This window comes from Aeromonas sp. 600479 (assembly GCF_049175515.1).
Classification (GTDB): domain Bacteria; phylum Pseudomonadota; class Gammaproteobacteria; order Enterobacterales; family Aeromonadaceae; genus Aeromonas; species Aeromonas veronii_A.
The window spans coordinates 1-21,416 of sequence record NZ_JAAKVF010000020.1; the positions used below are offsets into that span (position 1 = coordinate 1).

At 59.7% G+C, this 21,416-nt stretch carries 20 protein-coding genes and 1 tRNA gene; 10 read left to right on the top strand and 11 right to left on the bottom strand.

Translation table 11 applies throughout. The annotated features are described in order from the left end of the window. Window positions 1-119 precede the first annotated feature (119 nt). From G5149_RS17825 to G5149_RS17865, 9 genes are all read right to left on the bottom strand, one after another. Window positions 120-196: transfer RNA gene (locus tag G5149_RS17825), tRNA-Pro, on the bottom strand. A gap of 155 nt (window positions 197-351) precedes the next feature. Next, a complete protein-coding gene (locus G5149_RS17830; protein WP_268011192.1) occupies window positions 352-1,056 on the bottom strand; it encodes an MOSC domain-containing protein in 705 nt (234 codons plus the stop codon). A gap of 45 nt (window positions 1,057-1,101) precedes the next feature. Further along, on the bottom strand, window positions 1,102-1,947 hold the full coding sequence (locus G5149_RS17835) for an ABC transporter permease subunit (protein ID WP_005342625.1): 846 nt from the start codon (window positions 1,945-1,947) through the stop codon (window positions 1,102-1,104). Further along, window positions 1,944-2,849 (bottom strand): ABC transporter permease subunit, encoded by a 906-nt coding sequence (locus G5149_RS17840; RefSeq protein WP_005342623.1) that lies wholly within the window; start codon window positions 2,847-2,849, stop codon window positions 1,944-1,946. The genes G5149_RS17835 and G5149_RS17840 overlap by 4 nt, the downstream gene beginning before the upstream one ends. Further along, complete coding sequence (potA, locus tag G5149_RS17845; protein WP_421213187.1) at window positions 2,846-4,000, bottom strand: polyamine ABC transporter ATP-binding protein; 1,155 nt, start codon at window positions 3,998-4,000, stop codon at window positions 2,846-2,848. The genes G5149_RS17840 and potA overlap by 4 nt, the downstream gene beginning before the upstream one ends. Window positions 4,001-4,078: 78 nt before the next feature. Next, window positions 4,079-5,164, bottom strand: a complete 1,086-nt coding sequence (locus G5149_RS17850) for a polyamine ABC transporter substrate-binding protein (RefSeq protein ID WP_288729820.1) — start codon at window positions 5,162-5,164, stop codon at window positions 4,079-4,081. Between the two features lie 119 nt (window positions 5,165-5,283). Continuing rightward, window positions 5,284-6,381, bottom strand: a complete 1,098-nt coding sequence (locus tag G5149_RS17855) for an extracellular solute-binding protein (protein WP_005340709.1) — start codon at window positions 6,379-6,381, stop codon at window positions 5,284-5,286. Window positions 6,382-6,434: 53 nt separating this feature from the next. Next, window positions 6,435-7,796, bottom strand: coding sequence for an aspartate aminotransferase family protein (locus G5149_RS17860; RefSeq protein WP_421213188.1), 1,362 nt, complete (start codon window positions 7,794-7,796; stop codon window positions 6,435-6,437). Between the two features lie 283 nt (window positions 7,797-8,079). After that, a complete protein-coding gene (locus G5149_RS17865; RefSeq protein ID WP_005342613.1) occupies window positions 8,080-9,411 on the bottom strand; it encodes a glutamine synthetase family protein in 1,332 nt (443 codons plus the stop codon). Window positions 9,412-9,867: 456 nt separating this feature from the next. On the opposite strand from G5149_RS17865, the gene G5149_RS17870 reads away from it, so the two are divergent. The 9 genes from G5149_RS17870 to malZ all read left to right on the top strand — a co-directional run bounded on the left by G5149_RS17870 (window position 9,868) and on the right by malZ (window position 18,225). Continuing rightward, window positions 9,868-10,254, top strand: a complete 387-nt coding sequence (locus G5149_RS17870) for a TraR/DksA family transcriptional regulator (RefSeq protein WP_005342611.1) — start codon at window positions 9,868-9,870, stop codon at window positions 10,252-10,254. Window positions 10,255-10,400: 146 nt separating this feature from the next. Further along, on the top strand, window positions 10,401-11,258 hold the full coding sequence (locus G5149_RS17875) for a hypothetical protein (protein WP_421213191.1): 858 nt from the start codon (window positions 10,401-10,403) through the stop codon (window positions 11,256-11,258). 62 nt (window positions 11,259-11,320) lie between these two features. Continuing rightward, complete coding sequence (locus G5149_RS17880) at window positions 11,321-11,767, top strand: DUF962 domain-containing protein (RefSeq protein WP_421213192.1); 447 nt, start codon at window positions 11,321-11,323, stop codon at window positions 11,765-11,767. Window positions 11,768-11,788: 21 nt separating this feature from the next. Then, window positions 11,789-12,283 (top strand): CreA family protein, encoded by a 495-nt coding sequence (locus G5149_RS17885; RefSeq protein WP_421213194.1) that lies wholly within the window; start codon window positions 11,789-11,791, stop codon window positions 12,281-12,283. A gap of 74 nt (window positions 12,284-12,357) precedes the next feature. Then, the gene (locus G5149_RS17890) at window positions 12,358-13,347 is read left to right on the top strand and encodes a 2-hydroxyacid dehydrogenase (protein WP_139473049.1); all 990 of its coding nucleotides are present in this window, start codon (window positions 12,358-12,360) and stop codon (window positions 13,345-13,347) included. A 176-nt stretch (window positions 13,348-13,523) separates the two neighbouring features. Continuing rightward, window positions 13,524-14,885 (top strand): molecular chaperone, encoded by a 1,362-nt coding sequence (gene yegD, locus G5149_RS17895; RefSeq protein WP_421213196.1) that lies wholly within the window; start codon window positions 13,524-13,526, stop codon window positions 14,883-14,885. Between the two features lie 166 nt (window positions 14,886-15,051). Continuing rightward, window positions 15,052-15,471 carry an META domain-containing protein gene (locus G5149_RS17900; protein ID WP_421213198.1) on the top strand — a complete coding sequence of 140 codons (420 nt, stop codon included), beginning with the start codon at window positions 15,052-15,054 and terminating at the stop codon, window positions 15,469-15,471. 70 nt (window positions 15,472-15,541) lie between these two features. Beyond that, window positions 15,542-16,390 (top strand): HDOD domain-containing protein, encoded by an 849-nt coding sequence (locus G5149_RS17905; RefSeq protein ID WP_005342597.1) that lies wholly within the window; start codon window positions 15,542-15,544, stop codon window positions 16,388-16,390. A gap of 5 nt (window positions 16,391-16,395) precedes the next feature. Beyond that, the gene (gene malZ / locus G5149_RS17910) at window positions 16,396-18,225 is read left to right on the top strand and encodes a maltodextrin glucosidase (protein WP_421213200.1); all 1,830 of its coding nucleotides are present in this window, start codon (window positions 16,396-16,398) and stop codon (window positions 18,223-18,225) included. Window positions 18,226-18,324: 99 nt separating this feature from the next. Here malZ and G5149_RS17915 read toward each other — a convergent pair whose 3' ends face one another. Continuing rightward, window positions 18,325-18,858 (bottom strand): ATP--cob(I)alamin adenosyltransferase, encoded by a 534-nt coding sequence (locus G5149_RS17915; protein ID WP_005342593.1) that lies wholly within the window; start codon window positions 18,856-18,858, stop codon window positions 18,325-18,327. An 89-nt stretch (window positions 18,859-18,947) separates the two neighbouring features. Next, window positions 18,948-20,090, bottom strand: a complete 1,143-nt coding sequence (locus G5149_RS17920; RefSeq protein ID WP_005342592.1) for a DUF5610 domain-containing protein — start codon at window positions 20,088-20,090, stop codon at window positions 18,948-18,950. 170 nt (window positions 20,091-20,260) lie between these two features. Between G5149_RS17920 and trmA the strand changes: the two genes are divergently transcribed. Beyond that, window positions 20,261-21,394 (top strand): tRNA (uridine(54)-C5)-methyltransferase TrmA, encoded by a 1,134-nt coding sequence (gene trmA / locus G5149_RS17925; protein WP_421213202.1) that lies wholly within the window; start codon window positions 20,261-20,263, stop codon window positions 21,392-21,394. Window positions 21,395-21,416: the final 22 nt, after the last annotated feature.

Here is a 21,416-nt window from a genome sequence, read left to right on the forward strand (position 1 = left end):
GTCCGTTTCACACCTTGTCCCATCCGGTTCTCCATTTATTGGGAGGAAAGGTGTAAACCATATTCAGGACGGGACAATAAATGCAAAAAGGCCGCTCTATTGAGCGGCCTTTTCAAATTTGGTCGGTGTGAGAGGATTCGAACCTCCGACCCCTTCGTCCCGAACGAAGTGCGCTACCAAGCTGCGCTACACACCGATGTCTGCGGGACGGGAATTTACCGAAAGCCCCGATCAGACACAAGCCTTTTTTGCATTTAAATAGAAAAAAAGGGCCGTTTGCTCAACTATTCAACATCCTTGACCCTCGTTTACCGAAATGCAGCCAGATGGTGACATTCCGCTAACTCTGCCTCAGGGTAAGCGCAGTGACTCGGGCCCCAGCAGACGGCGCTGCCAATCAGCAACCGAACCGTGCTCCAACCAGTCAGCTGCATGCTGGCGCCAGTTGGGCGAGAGGGCCGGATTCTCCAGCAGCAACAACAGATCCGCTTCGTTACGAACCTGATTGAACAGGATATCGGCAGTACGCTTTACCGTCAGCTCCGGGTAAGGCCTGTCTACCAGCTCCATGGTCGCGTCGGGCGCGACCATTCCCTCCTCCAGCACCCGTAGCAGCCAGCCACAACGGCCACCCAGCTGCATCAACTGCGACATCTGGCCATAGCCAAAACGCTGATTGAGCTTGAAGCAGGGGGATCTCGGCTGGCTAATCTGAATAAGCGCCTCACCGAGTCGATAGACATCGCCGATGCAGGCTTGCACCTCAGTCAGCCCGATACCGGAGAGGTTCTCGCCAAAAGCTGCCGGCTGCCAGGGGGTGCGTGGTGCTGGAAGACCCAGCGCGGTTTGCCAGGTCTGCCACCAGAGGTAGTGCTCGGCAGGATAGTAGTGGAGCGCCCGATCTGGGCCGCCGTGGTGGCGCAAGTCACACTGCTCATCCCCTTCCAGACCGGCAAAGGTACAGCGAACTGGCGCAGAGATCGGTTGCTTGTGAATGGCGCTGGTGAGGCCGGGCACCAGCTCGGTACCACGACCGCCAAAAAGGGAGATCCGCATACTCATCCTCCAGGTTGACGAGAGTATGCGGATCTTATCATGACGTCAGAGCACTGCCTGCATCTGGGTAGTCATGGCGATTTCGGCGCGACGGCGCTTCTCCGCCTTGGCCATCAGATACCAGCTGCCGAAGGTAAAGAGCGATACCGACAGCAGGATCAAGCTGGCCACCGCGTTGATCTCGGGTTTCACACCGAGCCGCACCGCCGAGAAGACCTCCATCGGCAGCGTGGTAGAACCCGGGCCGGAGACGAAGCTCGCCAGCACCAGATCATCCAGCGACAGGGCGAACGACATCATGCCGCCTGCCGCCAGCGAGGGGGCGATCATCGGGATGGTGATCAGGAAGAACACCTTCCATGGCTTGGCGCCGAGATCCATCGCCGCCTCCTCGATGGAGAGATCCAGCTCCCGCAACCGCGCCGACACCACGATCGCCACGTAGGCAGTACAGAAGGTGGTGTGCGCAATCCAGATGGTCAACATGCCCCGCTCTGCGGGCCAACCCACCAACTGGGCCATCGCCACGAACAGCAACAACAGCGACAGACCGGTGATCACCTCGGGCATCACCAGCGGCGCCGTCACCATGCCACCGAACAGGGTGCGACCACGGAAGTGGGGAATGCGGGTCAGCACGAAGGCTGCCACCGTCCCCAGCGCCACCGCGGCGATCGCGGTGTAGAAGGCGATCTCCAGCGAGCGGAACACAGACCCGATCAGCTGCTTGTTGTCGAGCAGGCCGAAGTACCACTTGAGCGACCAACCGCCCCACACCGTCACCAGCTTGGAGGCGTTGAAGGAGTAGATCACCATGATGATCATGGGCAGGTAGATAAACAACAGCCCCAGCCAGAGCATCAGCTTGGCAAAACCGAAACGTCTCATCATGCCTTGCCCTCCAGCTCTTTGGCCTGGTTACGGTTGAAGAGGATGATCGGAATGATCAGCACCGCCAGCATCACCACCGCCAGGGCGGAGGCGACCGGCCAATCGCGGTTGTTGAAGAACTCCTGCCACAACACCTTGCCTATCATCAGAGTCTCCGGGCCGCCCAGCATTTCCGGTATCACGAACTCCCCCACCACCGGAATGAATACCAGCATGCAGCCGGCGATAATGCCGTTCTTGGAGAGGGGGACAGTAATCTGCCAGAAGCGGGTCAGGTTGCGAGCCCCCAGATCGGAAGCGGCCTCCAGCAGGCTCTGGTCGTGCTTGACCAGATTGGCGTAGAGCGGCAATACCATGAAGGGCAGATAGGAGTAAACGATACCGATATAGACCGCCAGGTTGGTGTTGAGGATCTGCAACGGCTCGTCGATCAGCCCGATCCCCAGCAAGACGCTGTTGAGCAGTCCGTTGTTGCTAAGGATCCCCATCCACGCATAGACCCGGATCAGAATGGCGGTCCAGGTCGGCATCATGATAAGCAGCAGCAGAACGGTCTGGGTCTCCTTATTGGCTCGGGCGATGGAGTAGGCCATCGGATAGCCAATCAGCAAACAGAGCAGGGTGCTGATGAAGGCCATTTTGAGGGATCCCAGATAGGCCGCGATATAGAGCTCATCCTCCTGCAGCAACAGGTAGTTGCCCATATTAAGCAAGATGGTGAGCTGATTGTCGGCCCAGCTAACCACATCGGTATAGGGCGGGATCGCCACATCCGCTTCCGCAAAACTGATCTTTATCACAATGACAAAGGGCAGCAGGAAGAAGAGGAACAGCCAGAAGAAGGGGATACCGATCACCAGCCGGCGCCCCCCGCCCCGCTTCAGTCGTTGCAAGATCTTCATGATTGCAGCACCACGCCGCTGTCATCTTCCCAGTAGAGGAACACCTGGTCATCCCAGGTTGGCCGCTTGCCGTGGCGTTCGGCATTGGCGATGAAAGCCTGAACGATTTTACCCGAAGGCAGCTGGATGTGATAAACCGAGTGACCGCCCAGATAGGCGATGTCATAGACCTCACCTTTGCTCCAGTTGAAGTCGGGATGCTCGATCTCGTCAGGCTTTTGCAGACTCATCAGCAGTTTTTCCGGCCGCAGGGCGTAGGTCACTTTCTTGTTCTCGGCACGGGAGCTGATGCCGTGACCCACATAGATGGGCTGCTCCAGATCGGCACAGGCGATGATTGCGTGGTCCTGCTCATCCTCCACCAGCAAGCCGTCAAACAGGTTGACGTTGCCGATGAACTCGCACACCAGCCGACTGGCAGGGGTCTCGTAGATATCCATCGGGCTGCCGATCTGCTCGATGCAACCGTGATGCATGATGGCGATCCGCTCCGCCATGGTCATGGCCTCTTCCTGATCGTGGGTCACCATGACGCAGGTCACCCCGACCCGCTCGATGATCTCCACCAGCTCCAGCTGCATCTTGGAACGCAGCTTCTTGTCGAGCGCACCCATCGGCTCATCGAGCAGCAGCAACTTGGGGCGCTTGGCCAAGGAACGTGCCAGCGCCACCCGCTGGCGCTGGCCACCGGAAAGCTGGTGCGGTTTGCGGCGGGCGTACTGGTTCATCTGCACCAGCTTGAGCATCTCCTCGACCCGGGCATCGATCTCGGCCCTGGGCAGGCCATCCTGCTTGAGACCGAACGCGATATTTTGCGCCACCGTCATATGGGGAAACAGGGCATAGGACTGAAACATCATGTTGATGGGGCGCTCGTACGGCGGCATGTCGGTGATATCCACTCCGTCGAGGAACAGCCGCCCCTCGGTCGGGCGCTCGAAACCGGCCAGCATCCGCAGCAAGGTCGATTTGCCGGAACCGGACCCGCCGAGCAGGGCGAAAATCTCCCCCTTGTGAATATTGAGAGATACGTTATCGACCGCCAGCGTTTCGTCGAACTGCTTGCTTACCCGATCAATTTTCACCAGCACTTCTTTGCGCTGCTGACTGCCCTCGAGGGCTTTCTTGTAGGCACTGGAGGCTATCGCCATTACCAAACTCCCCAACGTGATACCGGCCTTGCGGCCGATCCATAAAAGCGATTTGGCGCCCCCGAACGGGCACCAAGGTTAGGTACCGGACTTGATCTTGGTCCAACTCCGGGTGATTAGACGCTGTACCGAGCGGGGATGTGCTTCCTGCACATAGAGTCGCTCCAGCACGGCCTGAGGGGGATAAACCTCCTCATTGTTGCGCACCGCCTCATCCATAAACTCGCCCGCCCTTGAGTTGGGATTCGCGTAGCCCACATAGTCGCTGACCTTGGCGATCACTTCGGGCTGCAGGACGTAGTTGATGAGGGCGTGCGCCTCTTTGACATTGGTGGCATCGGACGGGATCGCCATCATGTCGAACCAGAGATTGCCCCCCTCTTTCGGAATGCTGTAGGCAATTTTCACCCCCTTGCCAGCTTCATCGGCGCGGGCAGCGGCTTGCAGGATGTCGCCGGAAAAACCGGCCGCCACGCAGATGTCGCCATTGGCGAGATCGCCGATGTACTTGGAGGAGTGGAAGTAGGCGACATAGGGCCGCACCTTGAGCAGCAACGCCTCGGCCTGCTTGATATCCCCCGTCGCATGACTGTTGGGATCGAGACCGAGGTAGTTGAGGGCAGCGGGGATCATCTCATCGGCAGAGTCGAGGAAGGCGACGCCGCAGCGAGAGAGTTTCTCCATGTTTTCCGGTTCGAAGATGGTGGCCCAGGAGTCAATCTTGTCGACTCCCAGCACCGCCTTGATTTTGTCGACGTTGTAGCCGATGCCGTTGGTTCCCCAGAGATAGGGCACCGCATACTGATGGCCCGGATCCACCTTCTCTAGCTGCTTGAGCAGCACGGGATCCAGGTTGGCCAGATTGGGCAGCAGGGATTTATCCAGCTTCTGGAACGCTCCCGCCTTTATCTGCTTGGCCAGGAAATTATTGGAGGGCACCACCAAATCGTAACCGGTCCGCCCCGTCAACAGCTTGCCCTCCAGGGTCTCGTTGGAGTCAAACACGTCATAGACGGTCTTGATCCCGGTCGCCTGCTGGAAATCGCTGAGGGTGGTCTCGCCGATATAGTCAGACCAGTTATAGAAGTGCAGCACAGGGGCAGCCTGGGCCACATTCGCCAATCCCATGGTCAGCGCTATGGTTAGCAATCTGGTTGTATTCACGGTGTCAGTTCTCCTGTTTCAGTGGTTGACCGTCTGCGCATCCATTCGCGCGGCCCATCCGGATGGATGGCATCACTACCCTCCCGGCCGAACTGCGGACCGGGAGGGGCATTCGTTACTTACTTGCCGGACTTGATCTTGGTCCAGCTGCGGGTCATCAGACGCTGCACCTTGGCCGGAAGATCCGGGAAGGTGTAGATCTTCTGCAGGGTCGCCGCATCGGGGTAGATACCCGGATCGGTGCGGATCGCCTCATCCACCAGCGGGGTCGCAGCCTTGTTGCCGTTCGGGAACTGCACCACGTTGGTGATGTTGGCGATCACCTCGGGCTTCATCAGATAGTTGATGAAGGTGTGGGCCGCCTCGACGTTCTTGGCATCCGCCGGAATGGCGATCATGTCAAAGAAGCTGCCTGCCCCCTCTTTCGGAATGGTGTAGGTGAGCGCTACGCCATTCTTGGCCTCGGCTGCCCGCGCCTTGGACTGCTGCAAGTCACCGGAGTAACCGACCGCGACGCAGAGGTTGCCATTGGCCAGATCCGAGATGTACTTGGAGGAGTGGAAATAGGCGGTATAGGGACGGATGGAGAGGAACAGCTCCTCAGCCTTCTTCAGCTCGGCCGGTTTCTGGCTATCCGGTTTGAAGCCCAGATATTGCAGGGCAGCCGGCAGCATTTCGGTCGGTGAATCGAGGAAGGAGACGCCACACTCTTTCAACTTGGCCATGTTCTCCGGCTTGAACACCAGATCCCAGGAGTTGACCGGGGCATCGGCCCCCAGCACGGCTTTCACCTTCTCGGCGTTGTAGGCATAGCCGATGGTGCCCCACAGATAGGGGATGGAGTACTGGTTGCCCGGATCGCTCGGCTCGAGCGCCTTGAGCAAGTCGACATCCATGTTTTGCCAGTTGGAGAGCTTGGACTTGTCCAGTTTCTGGAACACGCCCGCCTTGATCTGCTTGGCCAGGAAGGGGTTGGATGGCACCACGATGTCGTAGCCCGAACTACCCGCCAGCAACTTGGCTTCCAGTACCTCGTTACTGTCGAACACGTCATAGACCACCTTGATCCCCGTCTCCTTCTGGAAATTATCCAGGGTATCCGGCGCTATGTAGTCGCTCCAGTTGTAGACGTGCAGCACCTTCTCTTCAGCCATTGCTCCGGCACTTGCCATGACCAGAGCCACAGAGGCAGCGATCACTCCTGTTTTGAAAGACATCATCCTTGTCTCCTAAGCAAATTGTATGCGCATGCCAACCTGCCCGACCCACCTCAACCCTTCAGCTTTTCGGCTGTCAGGTCCAGACTGCGCCTGGCCAGATCGACCAATTCATCAACCTGTTCCTCGGTGATGACCAAGGGGGGCGATATGATCATGGTATCGCCTACCGCCCTCATCACCAAGCCATTGTTAAAGCAGAACTCCCGGCAAGTCATCCCCGCATTCGCCTGAGCCGGAAAACGCCGGTTGGTCTGCTTGTCCTCAACGATTTCCAGCGCGGCCACCAGCCCGCGGCCACGGGTTTCCCCCACCAGCGGATGATCGGCCAGCTCCGCCCAGCGGCGCTGCAAATAGGGGCCGATACTATCATGCACTCGCTTAACTATGCTCTCTTTCTGCATAAGCTGGATATTAGCCACCGCGACGGCGCAGGAGACCGGATGGCCCGAGTAGGTGAAGCCGTGGTTGAACTCGCCCCCCTCCTCCACCAGTACCTTGGCGACCCGGTCGCTTACCATGACGGCACCAAGTGGCAGATAGCCAGAGGTGATCCCCTTGGCCAGACACATCAGATCAGGCTTGATACCAAACCCTTCGCTGGCGAACCAGTGACCGGTGCGGCCAAACCCGCAGATCACCTCGTCGGCAATGAGCAGGATGCCGTATTGATCGCAGATGCGCTGGATCTCCGGCCAGTAGCTGTCAGGCGGAATGATGACGCCGCCCGCCCCCTGGATCGGCTCGCCGATAAAGGCAGCCACCTTGTCTACTCCCAGCTCCAGAATCTTCTGCTCCAGCTGGCGAGCCCGCTCCAGACCGAACTCATGGGCGCTCATCCCCTGCCCCTCACCGAAGTGATAGGGCTGGTCGATATGGACTATGCCGGGAATGGGCAGGCCACCCTGGGCATGCATCCCCTTCATGCCGCCCAGACTCGCCCCTGCCACGGTGGAGCCGTGATAGGCATTGTGACGGCTGATGATCACCTGTTTGTCAGGCTGCCCCTTGCTGGCCCAGTAGTGGCGTACCATCCGCAACACGGTATCGTTGCACTCGGAGCCGGAACCGGTGAAGAAGACATGATTCAGATGGGCTGGCGTCACCTCGGCCAGCAGGGTCGCCAGCTCGATCACCGGCGGGTGAGCAGTCTGGAAAAAGAGGTTGTAATAGGGCAACTGCTGCATCTGACGGGTGGCGGCATCCACCAGCTCCTGACGGCCATAGCCCATGTTGACGCACCACAAGCCCGCCATGCCATCAAGGATGCGCTTGCCCTCGGAGTCTTCCAGATAGACGCCGCTGGCCTTGGTGATGATACGACTGCCCTTCTTGTTCAGGGCCTGAAAATCGCTAAAGGGGTGCAGGTGGTGGCTGGCATCCAGTTGCTGCCACTCACGGGTAGTCTGCTGCATTTGTTGCTCCTCGGTTCCTTCGATTTGGCAGGATTTTTATCAATTAGTGGGGAATGTCCGACATGCTCACAGCCACTCTCGGGCGGTCTGCGGCAAGGCTTGCTCCCCGGTTTCTTCTACTAAAGCGAAAAATGGTCGTCCCCTTCAACCGGGACGGCGACCACCCCTTGCACCCGCAAGCGGTCGCGGGCAGGGCATCCCCATCCCGTCTCACCGGTTGTACAGGCTGGGGAGGCAGCCAGCCTCCCCGGGTCGGACGATGCGTGGCTGGCACGCATCCGGGTCAGACGTTCAGCAGCAGGAACTCACGCTCCCAGCGGCTGATCACCCCGAAGTAGGTCTCGTACTCCTTGCGCTTGACCGCGACAAAGGCGCGGGTGAAGCGCTCCCCCAGCATCTCCTTGATGGGCTCGCACTGTTCGAGATGGCTGAGCGCCTCCTCGAGTGAACGGGGCAGACTGTAGGGCAGATCGTAGGCGCTGGATTTCATCTCCTGCATGGGCTCCAGCTTCTCCATCATGCCGAGGTAGCCACACGCCAGGGTGGCGGCCAGAGCAAGATAAGGGTTGGCATCGGCACCGGCGAAGCGGTTCTCCACCCTGCGGGCACTCGGGTCGGAGAAGGGGACCCGCAGACCACAGGTGCGGTTCTCGACACCCCACTGGACGTTTCGTGGCGCACTCTCGCCGAAGGTGAGGCGGCGATAGGAGTTGACGTTGGGTGCCAGCAGGGCGGTCACCGCCGGGGTGTACTTCTGCAGACCAGCGATGAAATGCATGAAGAGTTCGGAGTTGCCGCCATCCGGGGTACCAAACAGGTTGCGGCCATTCATATCTTCCAGACTCTGGTGGATGTGCATGGCGGAGCCCGGCTCGTTGCTCATCGGTTTGGCCATAAAGGTGGCATAAATACCGTGGCGATGAGCCGCCTCACGCATGGTGCGCTTGAACAGGAACACCTGATCCGCCAGATCGATGGCATCCCCGTGCAGGAAGTTGATCTCCATCTGGGCAGCACCCGACTCGTGGATCAGGGTATCCACCTCCAGCTCCTGCGCTTCACAGTAGTCATACATGTCCTCGAAGATGGGGTCGAATTCGTTGACCGCATCGATACTGAACGACTGGCGGGCGGTCTCAGGGCGGCCGTTGCGACCGACCGGCGGCATCAGCGGATAGTCGGGGTCTTCGTTGCGGGTAACCAGATAAAACTCCAGCTCGGGAGCCACCACCGGCTTCCAGCCCTGCGCCTCGTAAAATGACAGAACCCGACGCAGCACGGAGCGCGGAGCGATGTCGATCAGCTTGCCGTTGACGTCGTAACAGTCGTGGATAACCTGAGCGGTTGGCTCCAGCGCCCAGGGGACAAAACGAATGGTGTTGGGGTCGGGATAGAGCTGCATGTCCCGCTCCAGCGGATCGATCATGCTGTCGTCATCCGGATATTCGCCGGTCACCGTCTGGGTGAAGATCACCTCGGGCAGACGCATGCCCCCTTCTCGCAAAAACTTGTTGGCTGGGATGATCTTGCCCCGGGCGTTACCGGTGAAATCAGGGAAGAGGCACTCCACTTCCGTGATGCGATTGCTCTCCATCCAGCCCTTGATACTGTCCATGTTAAACCCCGACTCTACGGTTGCCATTGGCAAGGGTGTCTAATATATGGAACACCCTTGTTATCAAATTGTAATCAGCACCACCATGAAAGCCCGCTATCAGGGGTAATGTCAAGCTATGGTGTTTAAAAAACTATAAATAACGGCGCATATAATGACCAAGTCGGCACCAAATACTAAACACTCGACGTGCCAATCAACCCTCTGCAAGGCCAATGCCAATAACGGATAAAAAAGGGGCGGATCTCCTTCTGACGGGGCCATTTTTTTGCAAGGACGCACAATCCTTATCCTATTTGCTTTGCTTGGCTGCATTTTTTTGGTACAAGGCCCGCCCTGATTTGCACTCTCTTGCATGAAAACGGTGCAAATCAGACGAGAAGGGCTTGGTCTGTAGGCAGACAGCCCCCATAAACAGGGATAATTGGGTTAGTAAACTGACTGGTAGTAAATCGTATGTGTGATTTCATGACTGAAGACCAACTGGCCTTTTACAAGGGGCAGATCGAGCAGCAGATCGCCGAGCTCGAAGAGCGCCTGAACTCCCAGGCCAGCCAGGCCATCGCCACCGACACCAACGAGATGGCCGATGAAATTGACCGTGCCAGTATCGAGGAAGCCCGCCGTCTGGAGCTGAACCGCATCGAGCACGACAAGCTGCACCTGCGCAAGCTGAGGGGTGCATTGAAGCGAATGAACGATGGAGATTTCGGTTACTGTGAATCTTGCGGTGACGAGATCTCTCTCAAGCGGCTGCAAGCTCGTCCCGAGTCCCGTTTCTGCGTCGAATGCCAGAGCACCAAGGAATTTAACGATACCCACGTGTTCCGCCGCGTCGCCTGATTCTTCGAAGAACCGTCACCATTCTGGTGCAACAGACGCCACCAAGGCAGGGCCTGCGCTCAAACCTTGCACAACGCCTCGCAGCAAGATGGTGACAAGTTCTGTTAGACTCCGGACACCTTCCGGAATCTACAGGAGAATAGAGAGTGAAATGGCTCATCAAACTGTGTTTGTGCCTGCCACTGCTGGCACAAGCACAGGTTCTGACGGTCAAGGTTCCCAGCCGTCCCGTCAACAATCTTGATCAGGAGTACCAGCTCAAACTGCTGGAACTGGCGCTGACCCGCTCCGGACAACCCTTTCGCATCCAGCCTGTCGAACTCGACCTCAACCAGTTCACCCTCCAGCAACAGCTGAGCAAGGGCAAGACCATCAACGTCTTCTGGATGGGCACCTCCAGCGCACTCGAATCCTCCCTGATTGCCATCCCCATTCCGCTGTTTCGCGGGCTGGAAGGATTGCGGCTGTCGTTCATCCACGCCGATGCTCAGGAGAAATTCAACCAAATCAATACCCTGGCTGACCTGAAAAAAATGAAAGCGGCGCAAGGGGTCGGCTGGGCCGACAACAAGGTGCTCGAAAATGCCGGCATCCCGACCTACTCCGGTCGCTACAGCAATCTGTTTCGCCTCATCAACGACGGCGACAAGCTGGACTTTTTCCCGCGCGCCATGGTGGAGATCTTCGCCGAGCGCAGCGAGCTGGTGGCGCAGTATCCCAACCTCGCCATAGAGCAGCACCTGCTGATCCGCTACCCCTTCGCCCAGTTCTTCTTCGTCAGCCCCGAATACCCCAAGCTGGCCAAAGCGATTCAGACCGGGCTGGAGCGGGCCTATGCCGATGGTAGCTTTATGAAGTTCTTCCATGAAAACCCCAAGATCCGTGAAGCGCTTGCCAGCGCCAACCTCGATCAACGGGTCACCATCGCCCTGCCCAATCCGGACATGACCCCGTTGCTAAAATCCATTCCGGCCCAATATTGGGATTATCCACCGCAGGGATAAGCATCCCGAGCGCCTGACCATGAGGGTCGGGCTGCGTGAGCACAGTACGCCAGGGAGTTGCCATGAAGGGAATCCGGGAGTGGTTTGAGGAGTACGGCCAGAGCCATCGCCATCCGGTCAACGTCGCCATCCACAAGCTGGCGGTACCGGGCATCTATCTCTGCTCGCTGGCACTGCTCTGGTGTCTGCCACACGGCCCCTTGCCAGAGCCCCTCAACTGGGCGGCAGTGGCAGCCATTCCGGTGTTGCTGTTCTATCTGCAGCTGTCGTTTTCGCTGTTCGCGGGGATGACCGGGCTGACCGCGCTGGGACTGTGGCTCTGCCACCAGTGGCAGGGGCCGCTGCTGTGGCCCGCAGTGGCAGGGTTCGTGCTGCTCTGGATAGCCCAGTTTGTCGGCCACAAGATCGAGGGCAAGCGCCCCTCCTTCCTCGCCGACCTGCAATTTCTGCTGATCGGCCCCGCCTGGGTGCTTGCCAGCCTCTATCGTCACGTGCGCCTTCCCTACTGAGGAGGACCAACAGGAGAGACCATGACACATCGCCACACGAGCAATAACACCCTTCGCCGCGCCCTGCCCCTGCTGCTGGGAGCCCTGTTTGCCGGCCCGGCGCTGGCCGACAAGGCCGACCCGGTCGGTGAAGTGAGCACTGCCTTCAAGCTGTTTGGCCCGAACCACAAGATCCTGGTCGAGGCGTTCGACGACCCGCGCATTAACGGCGTCGCCTGCTATCTCGCGCGCCCCAAAACCGGTGGCGTCAAGGGCGGGCTGGGACTGGCGGAAGATCCCTCCCACGCCTCCCTGTCGTGCCACCAGATCGGCCCCATCACCCTGCCCGAGAAGCTGAAGGCAGGGGAAGAGGTGTTCGATGTCAGCACCTCGCTGGTGTTCAAGGAGCAGAAAGTGGTGCGTTTTTACGACAAGAAACGCAATGCGCTGGTTTACCTGACCTACAGCACCAAACTGGTAGATGGTTCGTACAAGAGTGCAGTCAGCGCCGTTCCCATAATGCCGTGGAGACAATAACCAGTCGGTTTGTCCGGTGATGGCCGATCCATTTTGTTGTAATTTGACGACACACATACTACGGAGCACACACCATGAAAGTCGCCGTATTCAGTACCAAGAGCTATGACAAAGAGCATTTCAACCAGGCCAACAGCCAGTATGGCTTCGACCTGGAGTTTTTCGATGTGCGGCTGGAGGCCAAAACGGCCCGACTGGCTCACGGCTTCCCGGTGGTGTGTCTGTTCGTCAATGACGATGCCGACCGCGAGGTATTGACTGAACTGGCAGCCAACGGTACCCGGGTGATCGCCCTGCGCTGCGCCGGTTACAACAACGTGGATCTGGCCGCCGCCAAAGAGCTGGGGCTGAAAGTGGTGCGGGTGCCCGCCTACTCCCCCGAGGCGACCGCAGAACACGCCGTCGGCATGATGATGTGCCTCAACCGCCGCATCCATAAGGCTTATCAGCGCACCCGCGACGCCAACTTCTCGCTGGAAGGGCTGGTCGGCTTCAACATGCATGGCAAGACCGTTGGCGTCATCGGCACCGGCAAGATCGGTCTGGCCGCCCTGCGCATCCTCAAGGGGTTCGGGGTTCGCCTGCTGGTCAACGATCCTTACCAGAATCCGGCAGCCATCGAGCTGGGTGCCGAGTACGTGGATCTCGATACCCTGTTCCGCCAATCCGACATCATCAGCCTGCACTGCCCGCTGTTCAAAGAGAACTACCACCTGTTGAACAAGGAGGCATTCGCCAAGATGAAGGACGGGGTGATGATCATCAACACCAGTCGTGGCGGCCTGCTCGACTCCAACGCCGCCATCGAGGCACTCAAGACCTCCCGTATCGGCGCGCTGGGGCTGGACGTCTACGAAGAGGAAGAGGATCTCTTCTTCTCCGACAAGTCCAACGAAGTGATCACCGATGACGTGTTCCGCCGTCTGTCCGCCTGCCACAACGTGCTGTTCACCGGTCATCAGGCGTTCCTGACCCGCGAGGCGCTGCACGCCATCGCCGATACCACCCTCGGCAATATCCGCGCCATCGAGAGCCAGGGCCGCTGCGACAACGAAGTGGAGTAATCCTCTCGCCCCCGTAGCCATGAACGACAGAGGGAGCCATTCCCTCTGCTTTCCACACCGACATGCTCCCCCCTGTGTATTTTCCCCTGCGCCCTCAATATCCCGGGTGCCGGGTTGTGAGACCCGGCGCCTTCGGGTAGGCTAGCCCCCCTTTTTTATTCAGGAGTCTGGCGCCCATGTTTATCGGATTTGATTACGGCACCTCCAACTGTGCCGTGGCCGTGATGGAACAAGGTAGCCCCAGGCTGCTGAATCTTGGCGCATCCCGCTATCTCCCCTCCACCCTGCATGCCCCCCACCGGGATGCTATCGCCGGTCTGTTGGCGGAAGGGCTGCCCCCCGCCCAGCAGGCGGAGTACCTCAAGCTGCGTGGCCCCGTGGTCACCCGTGCCCAGATGGTTCGCCGCCAGATGCGCGAAGAGGGACTGATCGACGAGCTGAGCTTTGGTGGCGCTGCACTGGAGCGCTATCTGGAAGAGCCGGACGAGGGCTACTACATCAAGTCACCGAAATCCTTCCTCGGTGCCTATGGCCTCAAGGCTCCCCAGATCGCCCTGTTTGAAGACATCGTCTGCGCCATGATGCTCCACGTTCGCCAGCAGGCAGAGCAACAGCTCGGCGCCCCGATCCGTCAGGCGGTGATCGGCCGGCCGGTCAACTTCCAGGGTCTGGCGGGGGAGGAGAGCAACCAGCAAGCTATCGCCATCCTGACCGAGGCGGCCCGTCTGGCCGGTTTCGAGCAAGTGGAGTTCCTCTATGAACCGGTGGCCGCCGGGTTTGAGTTCGAAGCTCGCCTCACCGAAGACGCAGTGGTACTGGTGGTGGATATCGGCGGCGGTACCACCGACTGCTCCATGCTGCGAATGGGCCCCAGCTACCGCGATCAGCTGGATCGCAGCGGCGATTTGCTCGGCCACAGCGGCCAGCGGATCGGCGGCAACGACTTCGATATCCGCCTGACGGTGGAGGGGATGATGCCGCTGCTCGGCATGCACGAAACCCTCAAGACCGGCAAGCCGCTGCCCCACCCGCTGTTCTGGGATGCGGCAGCCATCAACGACGTCAGCGCCCAGAGCCGTTTCTACAGCCTCGACACCGCCCGCCAGCTGCAGGATCTGCAGCTCGACAGCCAACCCGGCAGCAAGCTGGGGCGTCTGGCCAACCTGCGGGCCCACAAGCTGAGCCACCAGCTGGTGTGGCGTGCCGAGCAGGGCAAGATCGCCCTCTCGGAGCAGGAACTCAATCGCCAGTCGCTGGCCGAGCTGGAAAAAGGGCTGGAAGCTGAGCTGACCCGCGAACAGCTGGCCAACGCCTCGGCCCTGCTGCTGGAGAAGATTGGCGAGCTGATGGACGAAGCGATTGCCGCCGCCGGTGTGCAGCCGGATCGCATCTTCGTCACCGGCGGTAGCGCCCGCTCGCCGCTGATCGCCAGCTTTATCCGCCAGAAGCTGCCGACCATCCCGCTTGAGGGTGGCGATGACTTCGGCTCGGTGGCCGCGGGTCTTGCCCGTTATGCCGAGCGGTTGTTTGCCAACTGAGCCCTGAGATCGCGTAAATCGATGGCAACATCACCAAGGTGTTGCCATTAAGCGACAGTCGTGCGGGACAAAGGGCGACAGAAGCGGTCGGTCGCCCCCTCCCCCGCCCTGCTCCCGACTGCCCAAAAAGGGTATTCTTGACGCTCCCCCAACCGGAGCCCCCCTCATGCCCAGATTGCCCTTTTTGTTGCTGATCCCCCTGTTACTGCTCGCTGGCTGCAGCTCGACCGCCTTTGTTCAGCAAGATCTGCAACACCACCACTGGGTTCTGAGCAAACTGGATGGCGAACCGATCGAGGCCCCCCGCGACAATCCCCCCGATTTCGAGGTCGGCGAACACTTCACCGTCAACGGCATCGCTGGCTGCAACCGCTACTTCGGTCAGGGCCATCTGGAAGATGACAAGCTGTGGGTCACCAGTCTGGGCAGTACTGAAATGGCCTGTATGCCGCCGCTGGACACCATAGAACAGGCCGTACTGACCACCCTTACCGAGGGGGCGACCTTGAGCGGCACCAGCCAGAGCCTGACCCTGCAAGGCAAACAGCACCGTTTGGAATACACCTTGCGCGACTGGGTGTTCTAGCGCTCACAAAGCCGCATCACAAACAGGAACATGTTGTCCGGCTGTGGCACAATATGAGGCAGAGTTCGCAATGGAGGCTGCCTCAGCCATGTCGATGGATCGCCTGTTTGACAAGATCAAACAACTTCCCACTATTCCCAAGCTGCTGCACGAGTTGATGCAGAGCTTCAACGACGAGAATGCCCGCATCGACGAGATTGCGGCCAAGATCGCCATGGATCAGGTGATCAGCGTCAAGGTGCTGCGAATGGCCAACTCCGCCGCCCTGCGCCGGGGCAACGAAGTGACCTCCATCGAACAGGCGGTGATCCGGCTCGGCTTCAACCGGCTTCGCTCCGTGGTGGTCGCCTCCGGCATCATCGGCACCTTCAAGGCCCCGCCCAGCTTCGACAAGAACAAGTTCTGGACCGAGACCTTTCAGGTCGCCACCATAGCCCGAACCCTGGCCCAAGAGGCCAAGGTGCTCGACCCCGAGACCGCCTTCACCTGCGCGTTGATCCACAACATCGGCGAGCTGCTTATCCAGAGCACATTGCCGGAAGAGGCCGAGCTCATCAACATGGCGATCCAGAACGGTAGCAGCCGGGTCGAGGCCCAGCGGGAGATGCTGGGCTATGACTATGCCCAGCTTGGTGCCGAGCTGGCGCGGCGCTGGAACCTCTCCGAGGCCTTCGTCGATGCCATCTCCCAGCAGCTTGACCCGCTCTCCCACGATCCGGTCAGCAAGGAGGCGGTGCTGATCCGTCTGGCGGTCTTTATCTCCTTCGCCTGGAACGCGGGCGTGCCTGCCCAGGCCATCATCGCCCGCTTCCCAAAACCGCTCGCCGACCAGTTGGGACTGGATCCCAAGTCGCTGGCAGGCCAGCTCGAAACACTGCATGAACAGGGTAATGCCCTTGCCGACCTTCTGACTCAATAAGCATCATGACCCATCCGTTTCTGTTTCATCCCCAGGTGGCGCCCTGGTTCAAAGAGAGCGCCGACGCACTGCAATTGACCCTCTTTAGCGAGCTGGATGCGCCAATCCGAGAGGTGTGGCTGCGCCACGAGCCGGATAACGAGGAGTACCTGATCCCGATGACGGCGATCTCGACTCGCGACCGGCTACAGGTGTGGCAAGGAACACTGCCGCTCAGTAAAGGACAGGATATCCACCTCTACAGCTTCAAGTGCCTCACCGACGAGGAACAGTGGTGGCTGCACGGGGCGGGTGTCAGCGCATCCATGCCGCCACGGGAGCAGCATTTTCGCTTCAACAGCCTGCACCAGCCACCGGCCTGGGTGCAGGATCAGGTGTTCTACCAGATCTTTCCCGACCGCTTCTGCAACGGTGATCCGTCCCTCAGCGTCAAGCATCACGAGTACGAGTACCGTGGCAAGGCTGTGATCAGCAAGGCGTGGGGCGAGCCGGTCAGCCGTCACGAAGAGGGCCACGGCGCCTGCGAATTCTATGGTGGGGATCTGGCGGGGATCGATGCCAAGCTGCACTACCTGCAATCCCTCGGGGTGACGGCGCTCTACCTCAACCCCATCTTCGATTCACCGAGCAACCACAAGTACGACACCCAGAACTACTTCAAGGTGGATGCCCATCTCGGCAGCAACGAACAGTTCGCCGAGCTGACCCGCAATCTGCACCAGCGTGGCATGAAGATCATTCTCGATGCGGTGGTCAACCACACCTCAACCGAACACCCCTGGTTCTGTCCGCCGCTGGGGGCCAACAGCAACCCGGACTCCCCGTGGCGCAGCTTCTACACCTTTGATAAAGAAGGGGATTACGTCAGCTGGAAGGGCATTCGCAGCCTGCCCAAGCTCGATTTCTCCTGCGAGAAGGTGCAGGACGCCGTCTATCGGGCTGACGATGCCATCCTTCGCTACTGGATGCGCGCCCCCTACCAGATCGACGGCTGGCGCTTTGACGTCATCCACATGCTGGGGGAGCGCGGCACCGCCGAGGGCAACAGCGGCCACGTGCGCGCCATTCGCGGCGCGGTGAAGCAGGAGAACCCGGACGCCTACGTGCTGGGCGAGCACTTCTTCGAGGCGAGCCAGTGGCTACAGGGGGATCAGGAGGACGGCGCCATGAACTACTACGGCTTCGCCCATCCGGTCCGCGCCTTCCTGGCCGGCAAAGATATCGCCTACCACCCCATCAAGATCAGCGCCGAAGAGCTGGATCGCTGGCTCAAGCTGGCGCGGGCCCACATCCCGTTCAAGAACCAGCTGGCCCAGTTCAACCTGCTGGACAGCCACGATACCGCCCGTTTCCTCCATCTGCTGGGAGAGGACAAGCAGCGGATGCGTCTCGCCGCCACCCTGCTGCTCACCTATATCGGTGTACCCTCCATCTACTACGGCGATGAAGTGGGGCTATCCGGCGGCAACGACCCGGACTGCCGCCGCTGCTTCCCGTGGGATACCACAGACTGGGATCACGTGCTGCACGACCACTATCGTCGGCTGATCCAGATCCGCCGCCAGCGCCCCTCCCTGCGCCGTGGCGATATCCAGACCCTCTACGCCGGGCCCCACAGCTATGTGTTCGCCCGTACCCTGCAAAGCGATCAGGTGGTGGTGGCCTGCAACCGTCACCCGAGCGAGCCGCGCACCATCAGCCTGCCCCTGTGGCAGACCGCAAGCCCGGCCAGCCGCTTCACAGACGCCTTCAACGGCGAAAAGTTCGAAGTAGTACAAGGCGAATTGCAGCTCACCATCCCGGCCAACTCGGCCCGGGTACTGATCTCCAGCTGAGCGAACAACTTACGCGCTGAAAAACAAAACCGGAGCCCAAGGCTCCGGTTTTTTATTCCGTTCAATCCACCATGGCGTTTGGCTCTTTGCCTGCCGACATCAGTAATTGATGCTGACGTAGGGTACTTCCGGCACCTGCCAGCGCTGCTTGAGGTAGACGGTGAGCACGAAGAAGAAGTTGGCCAGCAGGTTAGCGAAGCGATAGAGAATGGGATCGAAGGCCACCTCGCTCTCTTCCAGCCGCACCAGCAGCCGCACCACCTTCTTGCTGCCACAGCGGCAAAGATGGAGGGTGGGGATGGGCTGCGGCCCCTGTGGCAGCACAAAACCGGTGACGCTACCGCGACTTGCCTCGTTGTAGTAGTCATAACGGGCCTTGAGCCACTCAAGGTCTGCCTCGAAGATCCCCAGCTTGCCGCGTACCGAGCCGTTGAGGTTGTAGATAAGCCGCTGCAACGCCGCGAGATCCGCCATCACGGGCCGGGTATCCGCATCCGGCGCAAGGTGTGACAGCACGGCCCCAACCTGACAACAGAGCTCGTCGGTGGCGATTTCAAAATCACATTTGAGCGAGCTTTCAAAGATAAAGGGGTAGCAGAGCTCGCGCTTGTCTCTTGGCTTCTTGGGGTTCATGGGGCAACCGGATTGGAGAAAAGGCCAGTTTGCCAGCCCCGGGAAGGGCTGGCAAACGGCAGCTCATTACTTGCGTTACGCGCTGTGGCTCAGGCGTTCTTACTGGCGGGCTCGGTGGACGGCTGGAACTGGCCGATCATCCGCAGCGCCTCCAGCATGCGCTGGTTGAAGTTGGTGAAGCTGCTGATCTGTGCCGGATCGCTCTGACCGCGAGCGGCCAGCACTGCCGGGGTCAGCGCCTGTTGCTGGGACTCCGGCAGCAAGGTATCTGCCTGCTTCTGTACCTGATCCAGCTTGGGCAGATAGTCGGCAAACGGCTTGAGCAGATCCTGCAGGGAGCTGGCCCCCTGATAGGTCTGGCTCAACTTGACGCTCTGCTTGAGTTTGAGGGAATAGGAGGCCAGCTGACTATCGTCCAGCTTCAGTTCATTCGCCTTATCCAGCAGATCCTCGAAGTTGCCGGAGAAGAAGTTCCCCGCCAGCTCGTCGATCCCCTTGACCAGCTTACCGATGGACTCCATCTCGTCGCTGTTGAGATCCCCCTCCAGTGAGAAGCTGAAGCTCTGACTCGATTTGAGGCTGAACTGACTGCCGCTCTCATCCTTCTGGGACTTGGTCTGCCAGCTGTCGTTGAAGCGCAGCACCACCTTGTCGCCATCCTTGGTCTGGATTTCCAGATAGCCCTGCTGGCGGCTGGCCATCTCGGCCTGCCCCATGTCGGTCGGGGAGACCTTGCCGAAGAACTCCTTCTCGAACTCCTCGAGCCCCTTCTGGATCAGCTTGTAGCTCTGATCGATACCGGTCTTGATATCTTCGTTGTCGGTCGCCCACTTGCCGAGCTGTTTTTTTGCCTCGCCAAAGCCCTTGTCGATCCCCTTGCGGGCCTGTTCCATCATCCCGGTCAGGTCGTCATCGGATTTACCATCGGCCCGCGCGGCACCAAGCCGCCCGGTCACGAACTGCAACACGTTGTCCGCCACCGACTGGAAGTCGAACAGGGTCTCCGGAGTGATCTCTTCGGGCTCCTTCATTTTGGGAGCCTGATAGCCCTGGCCGTTAATCTCCAGCGAAAACTGCAGCGCCTGCTGGATCAGCACCTGCGCCCACTTGGGCGGCTTGTGCAAGGAGACCTCTTCCTCGCTCTTGACCTGTTTCGGCTCCGCCTGTTGGGGCGATTTGGGAGAAACACCCACTCCCTTGGGTTGGGCTGCGCCCACGCCTTCGATCTGCATAATGTGTCCTCCCACCATGCCTGTAGATCAGCTATCGGCCTGACTGAACACTTCTTGACCACAAAATACTGGACAATCTGCCGCTGGCTTTTAAAATCGGGCCCCTTTGGGTGGCCTGTTGCCTTCCCCCGATTTCGACCCGGCCCGGCCGGTGTGCATGTGAGGTATTTATGACCCAGTCCCAACAGCCTTCCGCGAACGCTCCGGCGCCTCGAACTCCTGCCGATTATCAGGCCCAACTCGACGAAAAGCGCGCTCGCCTCACCGGGCTGTTTGCCGGCTTCACCCTTCCAGTGCTGGAAGTGCACAGCTCACCGGCAGAGTACTACCGGATGCGCGCCGAATTTCGCATCTGGCACGAAGGGGATGACCTCTTCCACTGCATGTATGCCCCGGCGACCAAAGAGATCATCAAGATAGACCACTTCCCTACCGCCAGCCGCCTCATCAACCAGTTGATGCCGCTGCTGCTGGAGGGGCTGCGCCCGCACCCAGTGCTGCGCCGCAAGCTGTTCCAGATCGACTACCTCTCCACCCAGTCCGGCCAGATCATTGTCAGCCTGCTCTATCACCGCAAGCTGGAGGCCGAATGGCAACAAGCCGCCGAGGCGCTGCAGGCCGATCTGCGCGCCAAAGGGTTCGAACTGCAGCTGATTGGCCGCGCCCACAAACAGAAGATTTGTCTGGGGGATGACTTCGTCATCGAACAGCTCAACGTGGCGGGTCGCCAGCTCATCTACAAGCAGGTGGAGAACAGCTTCACCCAGCCCAACGCCACCATCAACGAGCAGATGCTGGCCTGGGCGCTGGATGTGACCAAGGGGAGCGAAGGGGACCTGCTGGAGCTCTACTGCGGCAACGGCAACTTTTCCATCGCGCTGGCGCAGAACTTCCGCAAGGTGCTGGCGACCGAAATCGCCAAGCCGAGCGTCGACTCCGCCCAGTTCAACATCGCCGCCAACGGCGTCGACAACCTGATTATCCTGCGCATGTCGGCCGAGGAGTTCACCATGGCGATGCGTGGCGAGCGGGAGTTCAACCGCCTCAAGGGGGTCGATCTCAAGAGCTACCAGTGCAACACCATCTTCGTCGACCCGCCCCGCGCCGGTCTCGACGATGCGACCGTCAAGCTGGTACAGGAGTACGACAACATCCTCTACATCTCCTGCAACCCCGAAACCCTGCAGGCCAACATGACCGTGCTGGGCGAGACCCACGAGATCGCCCGTTTCGCCCTGTTCGACCAGTTCCCCTGGACCCATCACATGGAAGCCGGGGTCTATCTGCGTCGCAAGGCCGATTGATTAAGGCAGACAGGAAAACAAC